Genomic DNA, 19592 nt, shown 5'->3' with positions numbered 1-19592 from the left:
TGCCCTCGCACGCGCAGTAGGGGCAGTTCGGGTGGGCGTATCAACCACACGCCCCTCAGCGCCCGGACACCACCGCGTTGTCCAGCGCGTCGAGGTCGACGCCGGGGCGCGAGACGGCGTTCGTGAGGAGGACCCAGGCGATGCCCGCGCTCGGGTGCACCCAGAACTCGGTGCCGGCCCAGCCGCCGTGGCCGTAGACGTCCTGGTCGATGAGGCCGGGCGCGCGCGAGCGGAGGTTCCACGTGAACCCCCAGTCCTGCCCGCGCTCGGCGATGTAGGGCTCGAGCCGCGGGATGTCGCCCGTCAGCGGACGCCGCATCATCGCCAGCGTCGCCGGCTGCAGGATGCCGCCGGTCGCCCCGCCCTCGATGCGCAGCAGCTCCGCGCCCAGCCGCAGCAGGTCCTCGGCGCGTCCGACGAGTCCGGCACCGGGATGCCGGATCGCGGCGAACCGGGCCATGTCGACGCCCGACGTCGCAGCGTCGACGACCTCGACCGAGCCGGTGTGGTCGAGGCTGAGCCCGTCGGCGCCGATCTCGCCGGCCCAGTCACCGACGGCATCCGCCCAGTCCTGCTCCGTCGCGTGCTCGACGAGCGCCGCGATGCCCTCGAACGCGAGTGACGAGTAGCGCGAGGCGCTGCCGGCGGCGAAGTCCCGACCCCGGGTGATCAGCTCGGTGCGCAGCGGTGTCACGGGATCGAGCGGCGGTTCCGCGATGCCGGCGGTGTGCGAGGCGAGGTGACGCAGCAGCACGTCGTCGTCGCGCCCCGCGCCGAACTCCGGCACAGCTTCCCGAAGCGGCGTCTCGGGTGTCAGCAGCCCGCGCTCGATCACGCGCGCCGCCGCGATCCCCAGCAGGGGCTTCGTGATCGAGAAGAGCGGGTACCGATCGGATGCCGCGGCACCGAACCCCTCCAGCGCCACTGTCCCGTCGGCCGTGGCCACGCCGAGCACTGCCGACGGCAGCCGGCCCGCCTCGACGTGCCCGCGGACGAGGTCGAACGCCGCGCTCATGCGAGGACCGTCGGGAGGGTGCGGTGGAGCGTGATCATCGGAGTCCTTCCGGGTGGGTGATGCGCAGGCCGAGACCCTCGTGGGGCACCTCGGTCAGGATCCCGTCGACGATGGCGACGGGGGAGGGGCCGTCGAGCGCACCGAGGGCGCCGAACGCGGCATCCTCGATGTCCTCGACGAGGACCTCCTGCGGCAGGACCAGCGCGAGCTGGCCCGACAGTTCGGGCAACAGGTGGGGGTGGAGGTCTATGCCCGCAGCGTGCGCGTCGCCCGCGATCTCGAGGAACGGGGTGATCCCGCCGACGCGGACGATGTTCGGCTGCACGACCTGCGCGGCTCCCGAGCGCACGAAGTCGTCGAACCGGTAGCGGGTGTGGACGTTCTCGCCGAGGGCGATGGGCACTCCCGATCCCGCCCGCAGGCGCCTCGCGAGCTCGATGTGGCCCGCGAGGTCGTCGGCGCGCAGCGGCTCTTCGATCCAGGAGATGTCGGATGCCGCGAGTGCCTCGACGGCGGTCGTCGCCCGGTCGAGGTCCCACCGCTGGTTCGCGTCGACCATGAGCGCACGGTCCGGTCCGATGACCCGGCGCACCGCCGCGACGCGTTCGACGTCGCGGGCGAGGTCGCGGCTGCCGACCTTCATCTTCACGGCGTCGAAGCCGGCGTCGACCCAGCGCTGCGCCTGCGCGAGCAGATCGTCGAGGTCGTAGTGCAGGTTGATGCCGCTGCCGTACGAGCGCACCGACTCGCGGCGGCGACCGATCGACGACGCCACCGAGACGCCCGCGGCGCGGGCTGCGGCATCCCACAGCGCGAGGTCGAGACCTGCGATCGCGATCGTCGTGAGACCGCCGCCGCCCGCCTCGTGCAGGTGGCGCCACAGCTCGGGCCAGATCTCCGCCGGCTCGGCCGAGCGGCCTACGGCAAAGGTCGGGATGTCGTGCTGCAGGAGCGCGAGCACCGCCTCGGCGCCGATCTGAGGTGTCCACGAGAACCCCCAGCCTTCGGCTCCGTCCGAGCGCACCACGTGGGTCGCGATGACGCCGACCGAGGTGACGTCCGCAGCCCACGGGCGCGTGAGTGGCACCCGGATGAGTCGGGCGCCGAGCGAGGCGATCGTGGTCACCGCGGTGCACCGCCCTCGGCGAGGCGGGGGAGGCTCATACCGGCACGTTCTTCCGGTCGAGGGCGGATGGCGGAGCGGCGAGTTCGGCCCGCCACGAGTGCTGCGGACGCCAGCCGAGCACGCGCGCCGCCTTGGCGTTCGAGAACGCGGGCGAGGTGCCGGTGAGACCGCGGGCGAGGTCGTCGGTCCCGGGGACGAAGCGCGGCAGGAGCTCGGCCAGGGGAGCATCGGCCAGCGCGTCGTCGGCGCCGACGAAGAACACCTCGGCATTCGGGATGTCGGGCAGGGCGCCCAGCAGCAGGTCGGTGAACGTGGCGACGTCGCGGGCGTCGACGTAGTTGAAGAGGGCAGGAGCCGACAGCGCCGGGTCGGCGATCCGCTCGGCGACCGTGTGCCCCTGTTGGGTTGGGGCGCCCGCCCATTCCTCGGGGGCGATGACGTAGCAGGGGCGGAACGTCGCGTAGCGGACGTCGTCGCCGGTGCGCCGGTGCAGCATCGACACGGTCTGCTCGATCATGAGCTTGGACAGCGCGTACGCGTTCCACGGGCGTGGTGTCGACGTTTCGTCGAGCGGCAGGGCATCGGGCAACCAGCCCGAGGGGTTGCCGTAGCCGAGCACGGTGGGGCTGGATGCCGCGACGATGCGTCGGATGCCGGCATCCACCGCTCCGCCGAGGACCGAGACCGCGAGCCCCGTGTTCGTGCGCATGATGACGTCCTCGGGGGCGCTGAACGGCACGGCGATCGCGGCGAGGTGGACGATCGAGTCGGCCTTCGCGCCCGCGAGCGTCTCGGCCGTGGCCTCCGCGTCGAGCAGGTCGATCGAGATCTGCTGGACCCCGTCGATGTCGAGGTCGCCCGAGGGGGCGCGGTCGAGCGAGACGACCTCGTGCCCGCGGGCGGCGAGCCCGGCGACGAGATTGCGGCCGAGTCTGCCGGACCCGCCGGTGACGACGACGCGACTCATGGCGTGTGCCGCAGCAGGGCGACGCCGAGGTCGGCGACCTTCACGGGCATCCCCGTCTCGAGGGAGCGGTTGCCGGCGATGCCGACGGCGATCGAGCGGACACCGTCGGTCCAGTCGGCCGGGCGTCCGAGTGGATCGTTCACGGGGCCGGCGAAGACATCGGCCAGGAGCAGGGCGTCGCCGCCGCCGTGAGCCGATTCGCCGGAGACGATCGGAACCTCGACGGCCTCCTCCCAGTGGCGCTGCACGAGCAGGCGCTCGCCCATGGGGCGCAGGCTCGACCGGGCGGCATCCTGCACTGCACTGGGGTCGACGACCGGGTGCAGACCGTCTCCGACGAGGACGGCGCCCCGCTCGACGACTTCGAGTTCGGCGCGGCCCTCGGTGCCGTTGACAGCGACGCGGTAGCCCTCCCACGGGGCGTGGGCGTTGAGCGAGTACGACAGGGTGGCGCCGTCTGAATAGTCGACGACGAGAGCGAGGTTGTCCTCGATCGTGATGCCGGGGCCGAACACATCGCGGTCGCGGACGTAGCCGTCGTGCTGCTCGGCGTCGAGGTACAGCGCGCGCAGGCGCTCGTCGCCGCGCAGGTCCAGCTCGAACGGGTCGCGGTCGCCGTCGTGCGTGCCGCGGGCGGGCCGGTCGCCGAGGCCGCGCGCGTCGGCGTTCTCGGCGCCGTAGAAGCGCAGCGCTCCCGAGGCGAAGACGCGACGCGGGCGCTGCCCGATCCACCAGTTGACGAGGTCGAAGTGGTGGCTCGACTTGTGGACGAGGAGGCCGCCGGAGTGCTCCTTCTCGCGGTGCCAGCGACGGAAGTAGTCCGCGCCGTGCTGCGTGTCGAGCATCCAGGAGAAGTCGATCGAGGTGACACGACCGATCCGGCCCTCCGCGATGACCTGACGCAGAGCGGTGTTGCGCGGCGCGTACCGGTAGTTGAAGGTCAGGACGACCGATCGGCCCGTGCGTTCGGCGGCCGCCTCGATCGCGGCGGCGCTGGCCGCGTCGATGGTGAGGGGCTTCTCGACGACGACGTCGGCCCCGGCATCCATCGACCGGACGATCAGCTCGGCGTGGAGGTCGTCGCGCGCGGTCACGATGACCCGCTCGATGCGCTCGGTGCGGATCATCTCGTCGAGCTGATCCGGCTGCCAGGTGCTCGGAGCGGCGAGGCCGTGGCCCGCGAAGCGGTCGACGTAGTACTGCGCGCGCGTCGGGTTGGGCTCACAGATCGCGACGAGGTCGGCGCGGTCGCTGTAGTCGACGGCGATCGCGTCCACATACATCTGTGCGCGATGGCCCGCGCCGACGAGGGCGTACCGGGTGGTCATGGCTCTCCTTCGTGCCGAACTCCTCCGAGCCGGGACACCGACTCAGGAAACGTTTTCTCGACGGTAGCACGGCTGTCACCGAGACCGCGAGGAGGACGACCCGAAGCGTCAGCGCGCGGGGGCGCCCGTCGTTCCGCGGAGGATGACCTCGGGCACGACGGTGTGCGTCGCCTCGGGCGACTCACCCCGCAACAGCGCGTACAGGGCTCGCCAGGCGAGGGCGCCGAGTTCACCCGTCGGGACGGCGGCCGTCGTCAGGGAGGGGGAGGTGTAGCGCGCGAACGGAATGTCGTCGAAGCCCGCGATCGACAGGTCGCCCGGCACCGACAGGCCGCGCTCGGTCGCCGCGCTGAGCAGGCCCATCGCCGACAGGTCGTTGAAGGCCAGGACGGCGGTCGCGCCCGAGTCGATCACGGCGTCGAGCGAACCGGCACCCGCCGCGAAGTCGACGCCGGCGGGGATCTCGACGATCTCGCAGCCGTCGAGCGTCGCCCGGGCGTCGTCGAGGGCGGCCAGGCGCTGCGCATTCGAGGCACTGCGCTTGGCGCCGGCGAGGTAGGCGATGCGGCGGTGGCCGAGGCCGTACAGGTGGTCGATCACCCGGCGGAGCGGGGTGCGGTAGTCGGCTGCGACGCTGGGGGCGTCGCCCGCGCGGTTCACGAGCACGACGGGTGCCACCTCGGCGAGGACCTCGGCCAGAGCGGCATCCGACATGCGCGGAGCGCAGAGCACCAGGCCGTCGGACCGGCGGCGGGACTCCAGGGCGAGCAGGCGCTCCTGATCTTCGTGCTCGTCCGAGTCGGCGACGAGCACGTGATAGCCGTCGGCGACGGCTGCGCGACTGAGGCCTCGGAGCATCCCCTGGAACGTGGGGTTCGAGAGATCGGGGACGACGACGGAGATCGTCTGGGTCTTACCGAGGACGAGACTGCGGGCGAGCGGGTTCGCGGAGTAACCGAGCTCGGCGGCAGAGGCGCGGACTCGCTGGGCGAGAGCCGGATCTACGGTCGCGTTGCCGTTCATGACCCGCGAGACCGTGGCCAGCGAGACCCCGGCGTGCGTGGCGACGTCGGTGATCGTCGTCGGCTTGGCTCCTGCCATCGGCTGCCCTTCGCACCATTCCGGCGCGCGCAACGCGCGCGGTCGGTGGGGTCATACTATGCGAGGAAACGTTTTATGACAGGAGACGACGGTGGCCGGATCTGCTGCTGACCGAGCCACGAAACGTGAGCGGATGGCAGGTGTGCGGCGGGATGCCGGGGGTCGCCCGCTCGTGCTGTCCTCCCATGAAGCCCTCGCGTGGTACCTCGAAGGCGCACGCACGCACGTCTCCCTCGCCGGGCCTCCCGTGTTGGCCGTTCGCGTCGACGATGACGGAGACACCGTCTTCGTGAGTGCGAACGAGGCCGATCGGTTGATCGCCGAGGAGCTGCTGCCCGAGGATGCCGGCCGCGTCGTCCGCGTGCCGTGGCATCAGTCGGTTCTCGAGGCGGCGGGTGCCGGTCTCGCTGAAGCCGAGGTCGCTCCCGCGTTGCGCGCGGCGCGTGCGTCGCTGCTGCCCGCCGAGGCGGATCGCTACCGCGCGCTCGGGCGCGAGACCGCGGAGGTGCTGACGGCGGTCGCCCGCGGGCTCAGCGCGTCGACATCCGAGCGATCAGTCGCGGCGGCGCTCGCCGAGGGTCTGGTCTCGCGGGGCATCGACCCGCTCGTGATCCTGGTCGCGGGAGAGGAGCGCTTGCCCCACCGGCATCCGCTCCCCACGGAGGGGCCGCTCGGGCGTCGGGCGATGCTGGTGGTGTGCGGGCGGCGGCACGGCCTCATCGCCAACGCGACCCGGTGGGTCGGCGAGCCGGGGGCCGACGATGACCGCATCCTCGAGGTCGAGGCGGCGTTCTTCGCCGCCACCCGGCCGGGCGCCCGGTTGGACGACGTCTTCGCGGCCGGGACCGCCGGCTACGCGGCATCCGGTTTCGACGCGGACGAGTGGACGAAGCACCACCAGGGCGGGCCGACCGGGTACGCCGGGCGCGACCCCCGTGCGACGACCCTGACGACGGATGCCGTCGCGTCGCCGCACGCGTTCGCCTGGAACCCGAGCGCCCCGGGCGCGAAGGTCGAGGACACCGTGCTCGTCACGGAATCCGGTGTCGAGGTGCTGACGGTCGACCCGGCGTGGCCGACGGTGGAGTTCGCCGGAGTGAAGCGGCCGCTGGCGCGCGCGTTCGACTGAGGCGCGCATGCCGCGGGATGGTGGCTCGGACGATCGGAGGCGTCGATGGCGTTGATCCTGCACTCCCGCACGGGTGCGCGCATCGTGGGCGGGGTGCCCGGCGTCGCCGAGGTGGATGAGGCGCGGGATGCCGGGGTGACGACGCTCCGCCTCGACACGGCATCCTTCGACGCCCCCGGTGCCGACATGCGGTGGGTCGCGGACATCCCGACGCTTCGGACCGTGTTCCTGCACGACCGGGTGCGGACGCCCGACATCGCGTCGATGAGGGGGAGTGCCGTCGACGAACTGTGCGTCTGGACACCCGGGGCGTCACCCGTTCGGAGCGAGGACGTCGGGTGGCTGCGGCGGATCGATTGCGAAGCGGCATCCTTCGTGTCCGACGGGTGGGTGGACCTGTCGGACGTCGTCACGCTGCAGATCGGTCGAGTGCGGGAGGACGAGGTCCGCATCGGCGACGGCAGCGATCGGCTCGAGTTCCTCAAGCTCCGGGGCAGGTCGCAGACGGCGCGCATCGTGTGGCCGCATCCGCCCGCGCGGCTCGGCACGTTCATGACGCACAGCGTGCGGTGGAGCGATCTCGACGACCTCGCGCGGTGTCCCCGACTCGCGTCGGTGCAGGTGTACAACTCCACCCTCGACACGTCGCGGGGGTCGATCGACATCTCCGCCTTCGGCGGCGCGGCCGCGCTGCGCGAGCTGCATGTGGCGGAGAACCTGCCGTTGCGAGGCGTGCCGGCCGTGCTCGCCGGTGCTCCCCGTGCCACCGTCCATGTCGCCCGCGACCTGCACGACGCTCCCGACGGGGCCGAGCGGGTTCACCGCATCGCGGTCCCGATCAAGAAGCCGCGCGCCGCGCGGTGACGCGGGTGGGTGCCGAATGAATGAATTCTCATCTTGGGGTGTGAATAGAGGCCGTTTTCGGCTGGTTCTGCCGGGGTGAGTGTCGGAGGTTGGTGGCAGAGTGCAGGTATGGCGGAAGCGACGGAAATCCCCGGTGGCGAGGCGTATCTCGCCGCCATCGCGGGGATCGTCGCGGACGCTGAAGACATAGGCCGCCAGATCGCTGCGGGGCAGATCGCGGAGCTTCGCATGCTGGCCGCTGCCGGGCAGTTGGCGGATCAGCAGGGTGCTCGGAAAGACGCGAATGTCCTGCTTCACGACATGGCCCTGCGATCCATCTCGGCGGAGGTCGCCGGGGCGATGCGGATGACCGACCGGACGGTGCAACGCCGTATCGGCGAGGCTCGCCTGACAATCGAAGGGTTCCCCGCCGCGGTGGCGGCGTGGGAGGCCGGGCGAATCGTCCAAGGGCATGTGAAGGCGATCGTGAACGCCGGGCTGACCCTGCCTGGAGAGTTGTGGGCGGCGTTCGAAGCGATCGCGATCGAACGGTGCGGAGGTGACACCCCGAACCGGGTTCGGGGTGAACTCGAGATCCTCGCCCATCGGATGCACCCACGATCGTTCGCCGAACGGCACGAAGAGGCCGCCGCGGGCCGGTGCGTGCGACTGGTGCCGGGGAGGGATGGGATGAGCGACCTGATCGCGACCCTGCCCACCGTGATCGCGGAGGGGATTCACGACCGGCTCACTCAGCAGGCACGCGCGATCATCGACACGCGGGACGAACGATCAGCTGACTCCGATGTCGTTGCGACCGACGCGCGCTCGACGGACCAGGTCCGAGCAGACGTGTTCGCCGACCTGCTGCTCGCAGGGACCCCGGCGTTAGACGACACGCGTGACACGACCGCCGGACCGCTCGGCGCTATCCGCGCTCGCGTGCAGGTTCTCGTGCCGGCTGCGACGCTCACCGATGCAGATGATGGGCCGTGCGACCTGGCCGGCCGCTTTCCGATCGACCCCGCTACCGCCCGTCTCCTCGCTGGGTCGACGCATATCTGGGAACGCCTGTTCCACGACCCGACGACCGGGGTCACCATCTCCACGGACTCGTACCGCGTTCCGTCGGGGATGCGTCGGTTCCTGCAAGCCCGGGATCAACACTGCAGGTTCCCCGGATGCCGCGTCGCCGCGATCCGGTGTGAGGTCGACCACACCCACGACCACGCCCTCGGCGGACGAACCGAACTCTCTAACCTCGCCCACCTCTGCCAGAGACATCACTCGATGAAGCAATTCACCGCCTGGCGCGTTCGACAACTGTCGGGTGGTGTCCTCGAATGGACCTCACCCCTCGGCAGGACCTACAGAGAAGACGCACCCACCCCGGCCGTCGCCTTCACCCCTGCCGCAACACACCCCGGAGACCCCGCGCCGTTCTGACGCCGCCCGACGTCAGCGGGCTCCGGCCTCGCGTCAGGCCGCCGAGACAGCTTCGCGCCGGCGCGCCATGAGCGCTCCGACACCGACGACAACCGAGACGACGCCGGCGAGGCCGAGCCAGAACACGTCCAGGGCGAAGAGACTACCCGCGGTCCCTTCCCGATCGACACGGTCCATCTGGGCGGAGAGGTTCACCTGCGCGAGCACGACGAGCGCGAGGCCAGCGAGGATGAGCGCGGTGCCGACGATGAGTCGCATCAGGGGTCCTCCGTGACGTGGCTGATGCCCTCACCGTACGACATCGCGGTCACGCCGTGAAGGTCGACCCTTTCGAGGGCTGATCCCCGTCGCGCCGCTCGATCGCCCGCAGGCTCTTCGCCACGAAGCGTGCGATCCGACGCGCGCCCTCGACGCGGAAGTGCGTGTCGTCGACGAGACCCTCCGGCCAGGCCGCCGTCTCGCCCGGTGCGTAGTGCGACAGCAGACGAGCGGATGCCTCGTCCCCGAGGTCCTCGTAGAGCCAGGTCGTGAACGCCGTGAGGTCGATGAGGTCGACGCCCTCGCTCGCGGCGAGGTCACGGACCGCGTTCGGATAATCGCCGTGCGTCGGCGTCACGCGCCCGCCGTCGAACCATCGCCGCTCGCACGACGTACAGAGCACGGGTCGGGCGCCGCGCTCGCGCACGTCCGCCACCATCCGCCGCAGCCGATCGGTGTACCCGCCGCGGGAGGCGAGCAGTTCGGGCTGCTTCTGGTCGTTGTGGCCGAACTGGATCACGACGGCGTCACCGGCGACCACATCGGTCAGCAGCGCGTCCCACGTCCCGGTTCCGAGGAACGACTCGGTCGTCGCCCCACCGAACGCGTGGTTGCGGACGGGGGCGTCGGTGACCTCGGCCAGGCATTCGCCCCAGCCGGCCATCGGCTCCTCGCCCGCCTTCATGGACGCGACGGTCGAGTCCCCTGCCAGGTGGTAGATCACGTCCGTCAGCCGACACTCAGCGCGGCGACGACCTCGTCGTCCGACAGGCGGCCGTCGGCGATGAGCAGGCGGTACGAACGGGAGACGGGGATGCCGGGGGCCAGGGTGACCTCACGATCCCAGGCGAGGGCGGCGCCGATTCCCGGGTATCCCGCGACCCGGACGAACCACGGGTCCGCGGCCGAGGCCTCGTCGAGAGGCGCCATCGCGACGGTCGCCGTGCCCGTCGGGAACTCCGCCGACCAGGCGAGCCACGGCGCGGTCGTGCCGTGCACCGCGTCTTCGCCGCGCGCCGTGGCGGTCCGCACGTCGACATCGGTCGCGGCGGGCAGCCGCCAGGCGAGTCCCCCGTAGCCGCCGCCGACCCGGCCGTTGCTGCCCGGCCCACCGAGGTGCAGCGTCCCGGCACGCGTGGCGAGCGAGAACGTCAGGTCGATGGTGGTCGCCCCTGGCCCGGCCTCGGCGACCGTCATCCGCCGCTGCTCGGTCAGCATCTGCGCGCCGTCGCGCCCGATCCACGAGAACTCGGCTTCGAGAGCGGATGCCGCCCCCTCGACGCGCGTCGCGACGATGCGTCCGTGATCGTCACGCCAGACGTAATCGCGCCCGGGGGTGTAGGTGCGGCCGCCCCAGAAGTTCACGCCCGAGACGTCCTGCAGCGTGACGCTGATGCCGAGGTGCCAGTCGTGGTCGGCGGGGTGCGTGTCGGAAACGACGACGCCGCCGGGCGTGCTCACCGGGTGGAGGTAGGGGCGCGGGCTCGACGAGCGGGTCACGTCGGCGCCGTCGACGAGGACGGCGACCGGATGCCGCGGCTCGCCCGGCGCCGCCAGGTCGGCCAGCACGGCGGCCTCGGTCTTCGCCGCCCACGGCAGGTGCAGCTCCGCGAAGGTCGCTTCGGCGTCGACGGCTCGTTCCACGGCATCCTTCACATCCGTGATGACGGCACGCGGCGAGCGGCCCTCCTCATTCCACGTCACGTGCGCGGCGCCGATCGCGACCGGTTCGGTGTCGGCGACGGCATCCATCACCCGGACGAACGCCCCCGTCTCGTGCAGCGGCGCGAGGAGGGGAGTGCCGTGATCGCGGTGATCGAGCAGGTTCTCGACGAGATCGATGCGGCCGAACTCGACGCGGCGGTCCTCGGTCTCGACGACGTCCTCGGTGTAGAAGAACCTCGCCGACCCGCGGGTGCCGCGGATGAGGACGTAGGGATCTTCTTCCTGCTCGGCGCAGAGGGTCAGCGCGGAGGTGACCCGGATGCCACGGCCGGTCGACAGGCGGATGACGCTCGTGTCGTCGCCTTCGATCGCGTTGGCGCGGTACAGGTCGGCGGTGACCTGGTTCACGTCCGACGCCGATGTGGACTGCGCGACGGCGAGAGCCGTGGCGGTGGCGTGAGCGAGCGGGTTCGCGACCACACCATCGAGGACGGGGAACCCGTCGAGGGTGCGGTGGCCCGCCCAGCGGCTGCGGGACCAGTAGGCGAGGTCGCGGCACCAGAGGCCGACGGCGCCGATCGCCTGGATGGGGCCGAGTCCGAACTGGTCGGCGATGAGGGCGGGGATGGCGAGCGATCCGAGGCTCTGGAACCCGACCTGGACGCGCGCGCCCGAGGCCGCCGCGGCATCCGCCAGCACGGCGAAGTCGGCCGACGAGAGCACGGGCGGCTTCTCGAGGTAGAGGTCGATGCCGCGCGAGACGACGAGCCCTGCGAGGGCGGCGTGCGTGTGCAGCGGCGTCGCGACGATGACGACGTCGATGTCGTCGACGGCGTCGAGCGCGTCGGCGAGCGAGGCGAACGCCTGCGTGCCCGCCGGAAGGTTCTCGGGAGGGACCGGGGTGGGATCGGCGACGGCCACCAGCTCGACGCGGTCGCCGAGGCGGCGCAGGTTCTCGAGATGAACGGTGCCGAAGCCCTGGGCTCCGGCGAGGACGATGCGGGTTCGTCGGGGGACGGTCACGGGGACTCCTTCGTCGGCTCCCTCGAGTATGCCAGCAAGCGCTTTCCCACGCGCCCTTCCGGAAGTCATCCGACGAGGAGGCGGCCGAGCAGGATGCCGAGGAGCCCCGCGCCGACGGCGGCCACCAGCATCCCGACCGCGTTCACCGAGGCCAGGACGTACCGGCGCTGCTGCACGAGACGGACCGTCTCGAAGCTCGCGGTGCTGAACGTCGTGAACCCGCCGCAGAGGCCCGTGCCGATCACGAGTCGCCACGCGTCGTCCAGGATGCCGCCGAGGGCGAGCTGCGTGACGACCCCCAGGACGAACGAGCCCGACACGTTGATGAGGAGCGTGCCGAGCGGGAATGCCGTACGGGTGCGGGCCTTGATCGCACCGTCGAGGACGAGGCGAAGGACGGCGCCGACGCCTCCCGCGAGCGAGAGCGCTATGAAGAGAAGGGGCGTCATCGGGCAGGCTTCCCGTGCCGCGCGGCGGCGAGGGCGATCCCCGTCACCGTCGCCAGTGCTCCGACCGCCACCGTGGCGAGCGCGTACAGGACGCCGACGAACGCGTCGCCGCCCGTCAACAGCACGCCGGTGTCGACGGCGAGGGCGCTGTACGTCGTGAACCCGCCCGCGAACCCGGTGCCGAGCAGCAGCCGCAGCGATCTGCGCCGGCCGGCATCCGGCCCACGCCGGGAGAGAGCCTCGAGCAGCGAGCCGAGGAAGAGAGCGCCGACGATGTTGATGAGGAAGATGGCGACAGGGACGCCGCCCACCGGCGGGATCGCCAGCGACAGGGCCTCGCGGGCGGCGGTCCCCAAAGTCCCGCCGACGAGCACGAGCAGAATCGACGACCAGGCGAGGTGCACGGGGCGCGGCTCGTGCTCGGGTGCTGGCGTGGTCATCGGGTCCCGGGGTCGAGGGCGTGCGGGCGGTTCCACGATAGACCCGCGCGTTCCGGCGCGAGCGGACGGGCTTCCAGGGACTGGATGTATCGCGGATGCCGGGGCTCGGTGGCATCCCGCGTCCCAGGAACGCGTCAGCGGTGGTCGCCAGACTCCGGCAGGTGCAGGGGGTCGTTCGGCAGCCCCGGACCGTACTGGCCCTGCGGCCGGGTCTCGATCGTCGGATGCGTGGGGGGCGTCCTGCCGAGGTAGGCGTCCGAGTACGCGTCGGACGCCGACAGTTCCGGCGTGACCGGGCCTCGCGCCGGCCGGCGGGCAGCGGCGAGCGCCGCAAGCGCGAGAGTCCCGGCGAGGACCGCGATCAGCACCCACGCCTCCGCGCGGAGAACCGTCGCCACGACGAGGACCGCGAACCCGATCGCGCCGATGATCAGCGGCGCGAATCGCCGCAGTGCCACGACTGTCATGCTTCACGGTACGTCGGTCGCCGGCGGGCGGCAACGGGCTTCCGGGGACCCGACGTGTCGCGGATGCCGGGGCTCGGCGGCATCCTGCGTCCCCGGGACGCCGCGAGACGGCCCCGGCGGGGGCTTCCGGCACGGCAGCCCCCGGACCTACGATGGAACCATGACGCGGAAAACGCTTTCCAGCCTGGACGGCCTCATCGACGGCGACCGGCCCGCCCGATCGGTGCTGCGTCTGCTCGCCCGGCGGCCGGGGCGGATGACCGTCGCCATCCTCGCGTTCGCGGCGAAAGAGATCCCGCTGTGGTTCCTGCCGGTCATCACCGCTGCGGTCATCGACGTTGTAGCCGGTCGCGGTGACGTGTCGCAGGTCATGTGGTGGTTCGTCGTGGCGGCGGTCCTCCTGCTGCAGAACTACCCGAACCACATCCTCTATACGCGCAGCTTCATGACGGTCGTCCGCGATACCGGCGCGGACCTCCGCAACGCCCTCGCCGAGCGGTTGCAGAGCCTGTCGATCGGCTATCACACGCGCATCAGCTCGTCCATCGTGCAGACCAAGGTCGTCCGCGACGTCGAGAACGTCGAGCTCATGCTGCAGCAGGTCACGCATCCGCTCCTGTCCGCGACGATGGTCATGATCGGCGCCATCTCGATGACGGCGATCGCCGTCCCCGCGTTCCTGCCGGTCTACGCGCTCGCCGTGCCGATCGCCATCGGCATCCGCTACGCCATGCGCCGCCGCTCGCACGCGCGCAACGCGTCGTTCCGTCGCGAGGTCGAGACGCTGTCGGCCCGCGTCGGCGAGATGGCGTCGCTCATCCCCGTCACCCGCGCCCACGGGCTCGAGCAGACCGCCGTCACGCGCGTCGCGACCGGCGCCGACGGCGTCCGGCGCGCCGGACTCCACCTCGACATGCTCAACGGTCACGTCGCATCGGTGTCGTGGGTCGCCATGCAGTTGCTCGGGGTGGGATGCCTCGTCCTCGCCGCGACGTTCTCGCTCACCGGCATCCTGCCCATCACCCCCGGTGAGGTGGTGCTGCTGTCGACGTACTTCACGTTGCTGACGCAGGGGCTCACGCAGCTGCTCATGCTCATCCCGGTCGGTGCCCGCGGACTCGAATCGGTGCGCTCGATCGCCGAGGTGCTGCAGGACCCCGACCTCGAGCAGAACGCGGGCAAGCGTCGCGTCGACGCCGTCACGGGCGACCTGACCCTCGCGCACGCGTCGCATCGTTACGCCGGCGCTGCCGAGGACGCGCTCCACGAGATCGATCTGCGCGTGCCCGCGGGGGCGACCGTCGCGTTCGTCGGATCGTCGGGGTCGGGCAAGTCCACGATGCTCAACCTGATCCTCGGCTTCCTCCGCCCCACGGGCGGGCGCATCCTCCTCGACGGAAACGACATGCAGGACCTCGACCTGCGCACCGTCCGCCGATTCGTCTCGGTGGTGCCACAGGAGTCAGTGCTCTTCGAGGGGACCATCCGCGAGAACATCGCCTACGGCCTCGGCGACGTCGACGACGCCCGCATCGAACGAGCCCTGCGCGACGCGAACGCGTGGGGGTTCGTGCAGGACCAGCCGCAGGGATGGGACACCGTCGTCGGTGAACGCGGCGCTCGCCTGTCCGGCGGCCAGCGGCAGCGCCTCGCGATCGCCCGTGCCCTCATCCGCGACCCGAGGATCCTCCTGCTCGACGAGGCGACCAGCGCCCTCGACCCCGAATCGGAGGAGCTCGTGAAAGAGGCCCTCGGCCGTCTCATGATCGGGCGCACGACCCTCGTCGTCGCCCACCGGCTCTCCACCGTCCGGCAGGCCGACGTGATCGTCGTCCTCGAGCGGGGCGAGATCGTCGAGAGCGGCACGCACGACGAGCTGCTCGACCGGGGCGGCCGCTACGCGCAGCTCCACCTCACGCAGGCGGGTCTCGCATGATCGAGGTCTACCGCGACCCGGTGTACGACGGCGCCACCGATCCCCTCGTCGTGATCGCCGGCACCGGCGACTGGTGGATGTTCTACACCCAGCGACGCGCGACCCACCCCGACCCGGGTCCGGGCGTCGCCTGGGTGCACGGCAGTCGCATCGGCGTCGCGCGCTCGGCCGACGGCATCCGCTGGTCGTACGCCGGAACCCTCGAGCCGACCGACGACGGGCTGAGACTGGATGCCGCCGGCCCGCCCGCGAGCACGGACCGCACGCACTGGGCGCCCGAGGTCGTGTTCGACGGGCATCTCTGGCGTATGTATCTGACCGAGATCGACGGTGTTCCGGATCGGTGGCCGGGGCACGCGCGCCACATCGTCGAGTACCGCTCGACGGATCTGTCGGCGTGGCATCGCATCGGTCCGCTCACCCTCGACAGCGACCGCGTGATCGACGCGGGCGTCGCGCGCACGCCCGACGGGCGCTGGCGTCTCTGGTACAAGGACGAGGCTGCTGACTCGGTCACGAAGGCCGCAGTCTCGGACGATCTGACCGCCTGGAAATCCGAGGGAACCGCGATCGGCGGGCGGCCGCACGAAGGTCCGACGGTGTTCGAGCTCGGTGGCTTCTGGTGGATGATCGTCGACGAGTGGCGGGGCATGGGCGTGTACCGCTCCGACGACGCCGTCTCGTGGCGCCGCCAGGGCGGAGCGGATGCCGTCATCCTCGGCGCGGGCACGGTGCCGAGCCCGGGGTTCGGCCACCACGGGGCGCCGGTGCGCGACGGGGACCGCGTCTGGTTCTACTTCTTCACGCACCCGGGAGTGCCCGATGACCGCCGCTGCGCGGTCCTGCGTGTCGAGCTGGTCGTGCGGGATACCGAGCTCGCCGTCCGCTGACAACGTCGGCTCCTGCCCTCGATGTCGGCCATGATCGACGCGGCACCGGCGGTTAGACTGCCCTTGGGACCGGTCACAGGCACCTCTTGAAAAACGTTTCAATTGTCGCTACTCTCGTGGCAAGCGCTTTCCTGTGGGCCCGGCCCACGGCACCGAAGGAAGCCGCAATCACGGACCAAGACGTCCACCAGCACTCGCAACACGGACGTTCGAGAGAGGACAAAGATGTTCAGCAAACGCGCACTTGCCGCCGTCGCACTCGCGACGGGGTCGGTCATCGCCCTTGCCGGCTGCGCCGGTTCGCCGGAGCCCGCCGGCACGTACGACCCCGACGAGAAGGTCTCGCTCGACCTCGCCTTCTGGGGTAACGACGTCCGCGCCGACCTCTACAACAAGGCGATCGAGGCGTTCAACGAGAAGTACCCGAACATCACGGTGAGCACGAGCTTCCTCGCGTTCCCCGAGTTCTGGGAGAAGCGGCAGACCGAGGCGGCGGGCAAGAACCTGCCCGACGTCATGCAGTTCGACTACTCGTACCTGCGCCAGTACTCCGAGAACGGGCTCCTGCTCGACCTCGACCCGTACCTCGGCGGCATCATCGAGACCGACCCGCTCCCGCAGAACATCCTCGACATCGGCGTCGTCAACGACACCACCTACGGCATCGCGACCTCGACCAACGCCTGGGGCCTGTTCACCAACCCGGTCCTCCTCGAGAAGGCCGGCGCGGACGAGTTCCCCGGCGGCTCCTGGGACGACTACACCGCCTGGATGAAGGACATCACCGACGCCAGCGGCGGCGAGTACTGGGGCGGAAGCGACTACACGGGTCGCATCCAGAACTTCGAACTCCAGCTGCGCGCCGAGGGCGGCAACCTCTTCACCGAGGACGGCGAGCCCGGCTTCGACGAGGCGCGGCTGAAGGCGTTCTGGGAGGAGGGGCAGTCGATCCGTGACGGCATCGGCGCGCCGCAGCAGACCGTAGAAGAGGCGTTGCCGCTCGGGCCGTTCGACACGGCCATCACCGCCAGCGAGCTCACGTGGGACAACTTCGGTGCCGGCTACCTCGGCAACCTCGGCGCGGACTACACCGAGCTCGGTCTCGTCGCCCCGCCGGTGACCGAGGAAGGCGCGAAGGACCTCTACCTGAAGCCCTCCATGCTGCACTCGATCGCGGCGAACACCGACCACCCCGAGGCCGCGGCGACGCTGGTGAACTTCCTCGTCAACTCGCCCGAGTCGGGTGAGATCTTCGGCACCAACCGCGGTCTGCCCGCGTCGGAGACAGCCCTGGCCGCCGCCGACCTCGACCCGCTCAGCGAGCAGGTCAAGGCATACGAGGAGTCCATCGCCGACCGTCTCGGCGACGCACCTCCCGTCCCGATCGTCGGCTATGGCACTCTCGAGGAGAAGTTCCGTCAGCTCGGCGTGGAACTGAACTTCGGGACCATGACCGTCGACGAGGCCGTCTCGCAGTTCTTCACCGAGATGGACGTCGCCCTCAACTCGTGACCGATCGCGGGGTCCGGATGCCGCGGCATCCGGGCCCCGCACCGTCCCCCCGACATCTGGAGCAGCCCGTGAGCACCACCGCGACGAGAGTCATCGTCACCGGCGAGAAGCGGCGTCGCGCACTCGCGAACAAGCGCCGGCCCGAGAACCTGAGCCGTCCCACCCAGCGCTCGCGCGCTCGCAAGGAGACGCTCGCCGGCTACGGATTCCTCATCCCATGGCTCGTCGGCTTCTTCGGCCTGACGATCATCCCGATGGGGTACTCGCTGTACCTCTCGTTCACCCGGTACAACATCTTCACCCCGCCCCGCTGGATCGGGCTCGACAACTACGTCCGCCTGTTCACGAACGATCCCCAGTTCATCCAGTCGGCGCAGATCACCCTCGTCTACGTCTTCGTCGGAACGCCGATCACCCTGATCGCGGCGCTTCTCGTGGCGATGCTGCTCAACTACCGCGACAAGGGCGCCGGCTTCTTCCGCTCGGCGTTCTACGCACCCTCGCTCATCGGCGGGTCGGTGTCGGTCGCGATCGTCTGGCGCGCGATGTTCGGCTCCGAAGGCCCCGTCGACTCGTCCCTGTCGGCCATCGGCATCGACCTCGGCGGGTGGATCGGAAACCCGAGCCTCGTCCTGCCCGCCATGATCATCCTGTCGATCTGGCAGTTCGGCGCGACGATGGTCATCTTCCTCGCCGGACTCAAGCAGGTGCCGAAGGAGCTCTACGAAGCGGCCGAGATGGACGGCGCCGGACCCTGGTACCGCTTCCGCGCGGTCACCCTCCCGATGCTGTCGCCGGTCATCTTCTTCAACCTGCTGCTGGGTCTCATCGGCGCGTTCCAGGTGTTCGCCTCGGCGTACATCATCTCGAACGGCTCCGGCGGCCCCGCCGGCATGACGAACTTCATCACGATCTACCTCTACAAGCGAGGCTTCAGCGACGGCCAGATGGGCTACGCCGCAGCCATCGCCTGGGTCCTGCTGGTGGTCGTCGCGATCATCGCCTTCATCCTCTTCCGCACCCAGCGCTCCTGGGTGCACTACGCCGGAGACAACCGATGAGCACCTCCAACGTCGCCACGACCTCGGGCGCGGCATCCACCCCCGTCTTCGCCGCGCAGCAGACGATCGCCGCTCCGCCGCAGCGCCGTCGTCGCGTGAAGCGCAAGACCTGGCAGACGGTCATCTGGCTCGTCGTCCTGATCGCGCTGACCGCCCTCGTCCTGTACCCGCTCGTGTGGCTGGGCATCTCGACGCTGAAGCCGAACTCCGAGTTCGGTCAGAACCCCGGGCTGATCCCGCAGCAGCCGACCTTCGACAACTATCTGAAGGTCTTCGACGGCATCGCCGGCGTCCCGCTGTGGCAGTTCTTCGGCAACTCGCTGATCCTCGCGGTCCTGGCCGTCGTCGGCACCGTGTTCTCCAGCGCGCTGGCCGCCTACGCGTTCGCCCGCATCCAGTTCAAGGGCCTCGGGATCCTGTTCGCCGCGATGATCGGCACGCTGCTGCTGCCGTTCCACGTCGTGATCATCCCGCAGTACATCCTGTTCAACAATCTGGGCCTGGTCGACACCTTCTGGCCGCTCGTCCTGCCGAAGTTCCTCGCGACCGAGGCGTTCTTCGTCTTCCTCCTCGTGCAGTTCATGCGGCAGATGCCGCGCGACATGGACGAGGCGGCCCGCATCGACGGCGCCGGACACGTCCGGATCTTCTGGGCGATCATCCTGCCTCTCGTGAAGCCCGCGCTGATCACCTGCGCGATCTTCGCCTTCATCTGGTCGTGGAACGACTTCCTCGGGCCGCTGCTGTATCTGACGAGCCCGGAGAACTACCCGCTCCCGATCGCGCTGCGCCTCTACAACGACCAGTCGTCGACGAGCGACTTCGGCGCGACGGTCACGGCGTCGTTCCTCGCTCTCGTGCCCGTGCTGCTCTTCTTCCTCGTGTTCCAGCGCTTCCTCGTGGACGGCGTCGCGACGCAGGGCCTCAAGGGCTGAC

At 70.6% G+C, this 19592-nt stretch carries 19 protein-coding genes; 8 read left to right on the top strand and 11 right to left on the bottom strand.

Translation table 11 applies throughout. The features are described from left to right. Window positions 1-55 precede the first annotated feature (55 nt). The 5 genes from BLP38_RS10670 to BLP38_RS10650 all read right to left on the bottom strand — a co-directional run bounded on the left by BLP38_RS10670 (window position 56) and on the right by BLP38_RS10650 (window position 5537). Window positions 56-1015 (bottom strand): serine hydrolase domain-containing protein, encoded by a 960-nt coding sequence (locus BLP38_RS10670; RefSeq protein WP_091357191.1) that lies wholly within the window; start codon window positions 1013-1015, stop codon window positions 56-58. A gap of 34 nt (window positions 1016-1049) precedes the next feature. Further along, window positions 1050-2141, bottom strand: a complete 1092-nt coding sequence (locus BLP38_RS10665) for a mandelate racemase/muconate lactonizing enzyme family protein (protein ID WP_091357189.1) — start codon at window positions 2139-2141, stop codon at window positions 1050-1052. A 34-nt stretch (window positions 2142-2175) separates the two neighbouring features. After that, window positions 2176-3108 carry an NAD-dependent epimerase/dehydratase family protein gene (locus tag BLP38_RS10660; protein ID WP_091357187.1) on the bottom strand — a complete coding sequence of 311 codons (933 nt, stop codon included), beginning with the start codon at window positions 3106-3108 and terminating at the stop codon, window positions 2176-2178. Then, complete coding sequence (locus BLP38_RS10655) at window positions 3105-4436, bottom strand: Gfo/Idh/MocA family protein (RefSeq protein WP_091357185.1); 1332 nt, start codon at window positions 4434-4436, stop codon at window positions 3105-3107. Before BLP38_RS10655 ends, BLP38_RS10660 begins: the two co-directional genes overlap by 4 nt. Window positions 4437-4544: 108 nt before the next feature. Further along, window positions 4545-5537 (bottom strand): LacI family DNA-binding transcriptional regulator, encoded by a 993-nt coding sequence (locus BLP38_RS10650; protein WP_091357183.1) that lies wholly within the window; start codon window positions 5535-5537, stop codon window positions 4545-4547. A 172-nt stretch (window positions 5538-5709) separates the two neighbouring features. Between BLP38_RS10650 and BLP38_RS10645 the strand changes: the two genes are divergently transcribed. From BLP38_RS10645 to BLP38_RS10635, 3 genes are all read left to right on the top strand, one after another. Further along, window positions 5710-6666, top strand: coding sequence for a M24 family metallopeptidase (locus BLP38_RS10645; RefSeq protein ID WP_091359779.1), 957 nt, complete (start codon window positions 5710-5712; stop codon window positions 6664-6666). 45 nt (window positions 6667-6711) lie between these two features. After that, entirely contained in the window at window positions 6712-7530 is an 819-nt protein-coding gene (locus BLP38_RS10640) for a hypothetical protein (protein WP_091357181.1), read from the top strand. A 108-nt stretch (window positions 7531-7638) separates the two neighbouring features. Continuing rightward, complete coding sequence (locus tag BLP38_RS10635; RefSeq protein ID WP_091357178.1) at window positions 7639-8955, top strand: HNH endonuclease signature motif containing protein; 1317 nt, start codon at window positions 7639-7641, stop codon at window positions 8953-8955. Between the two features lie 33 nt (window positions 8956-8988). On the opposite strand, the gene BLP38_RS10630 is transcribed toward BLP38_RS10635, so the two are convergent. The 6 genes from BLP38_RS10630 to BLP38_RS10605 all read right to left on the bottom strand — a co-directional run bounded on the left by BLP38_RS10630 (window position 8989) and on the right by BLP38_RS10605 (window position 13248). Continuing rightward, the gene (locus BLP38_RS10630; RefSeq protein ID WP_091357176.1) at window positions 8989-9213 is read right to left on the bottom strand and encodes a hypothetical protein; all 225 of its coding nucleotides are present in this window, start codon (window positions 9211-9213) and stop codon (window positions 8989-8991) included. A 49-nt stretch (window positions 9214-9262) separates the two neighbouring features. Further along, a complete protein-coding gene (locus BLP38_RS10625; protein WP_091357173.1) occupies window positions 9263-9937 on the bottom strand; it encodes a rhamnogalacturonan acetylesterase in 675 nt (224 codons plus the stop codon). 5 nt (window positions 9938-9942) lie between these two features. Continuing rightward, entirely contained in the window at window positions 9943-11901 is a 1959-nt protein-coding gene (locus tag BLP38_RS10620; RefSeq protein WP_091357171.1) for a DUF6807 family protein, read from the bottom strand. A 65-nt stretch (window positions 11902-11966) separates the two neighbouring features. Continuing rightward, window positions 11967-12350, bottom strand: coding sequence for a fluoride efflux transporter CrcB (crcB, locus tag BLP38_RS10615; protein ID WP_091357169.1), 384 nt, complete (start codon window positions 12348-12350; stop codon window positions 11967-11969). Further along, window positions 12347-12790 (bottom strand): fluoride efflux transporter FluC, encoded by a 444-nt coding sequence (locus BLP38_RS10610; protein ID WP_172824695.1) that lies wholly within the window; start codon window positions 12788-12790, stop codon window positions 12347-12349. Before BLP38_RS10610 ends, crcB begins: the two co-directional genes overlap by 4 nt. A 134-nt stretch (window positions 12791-12924) precedes the next feature. After that, window positions 12925-13248: a hypothetical protein gene (locus tag BLP38_RS10605; protein WP_091357167.1), complete on the bottom strand. Its 324-nt coding sequence runs from the start codon at window positions 13246-13248 to the stop codon at window positions 12925-12927. A 169-nt stretch (window positions 13249-13417) separates the two neighbouring features. Between BLP38_RS10605 and BLP38_RS10600 the strand changes: the two genes are divergently transcribed. From BLP38_RS10600 to BLP38_RS10580, 5 genes are all read left to right on the top strand, one after another. Next, window positions 13418-15193: an ABC transporter ATP-binding protein gene (locus tag BLP38_RS10600; RefSeq protein ID WP_091357165.1), complete on the top strand. Its 1776-nt coding sequence runs from the start codon at window positions 13418-13420 to the stop codon at window positions 15191-15193. Beyond that, window positions 15190-16083, top strand: coding sequence for a family 43 glycosylhydrolase (locus BLP38_RS10595; RefSeq protein WP_091357163.1), 894 nt, complete (start codon window positions 15190-15192; stop codon window positions 16081-16083). The genes BLP38_RS10600 and BLP38_RS10595 overlap by 4 nt, the downstream gene beginning before the upstream one ends. Window positions 16084-16308: 225 nt before the next feature. Then, on the top strand, window positions 16309-17595 hold the full coding sequence (locus BLP38_RS10590) for an ABC transporter substrate-binding protein (RefSeq protein ID WP_091357161.1): 1287 nt from the start codon (window positions 16309-16311) through the stop codon (window positions 17593-17595). Between the two features lie 68 nt (window positions 17596-17663). Further along, on the top strand, window positions 17664-18656 hold the full coding sequence (locus tag BLP38_RS10585; RefSeq protein WP_091357159.1) for a carbohydrate ABC transporter permease: 993 nt from the start codon (window positions 17664-17666) through the stop codon (window positions 18654-18656). Beyond that, complete coding sequence (locus BLP38_RS10580) at window positions 18653-19591, top strand: carbohydrate ABC transporter permease (protein WP_091357157.1); 939 nt, start codon at window positions 18653-18655, stop codon at window positions 19589-19591. The genes BLP38_RS10585 and BLP38_RS10580 overlap by 4 nt, the downstream gene beginning before the upstream one ends. The last annotated feature ends 1 nt before the right edge of the window (window position 19592 follow it).

The sequence above is a fragment of the Microbacterium sp. LKL04 genome (genome assembly GCF_900102005.1).
Taxonomy (GTDB): Bacteria; Actinomycetota; Actinomycetes; order Actinomycetales; family Microbacteriaceae; genus Microbacterium.
Note: the sequence above shows the minus strand (reverse complement) of the source record. Positions and strands in the feature narration are given on the sequence as shown.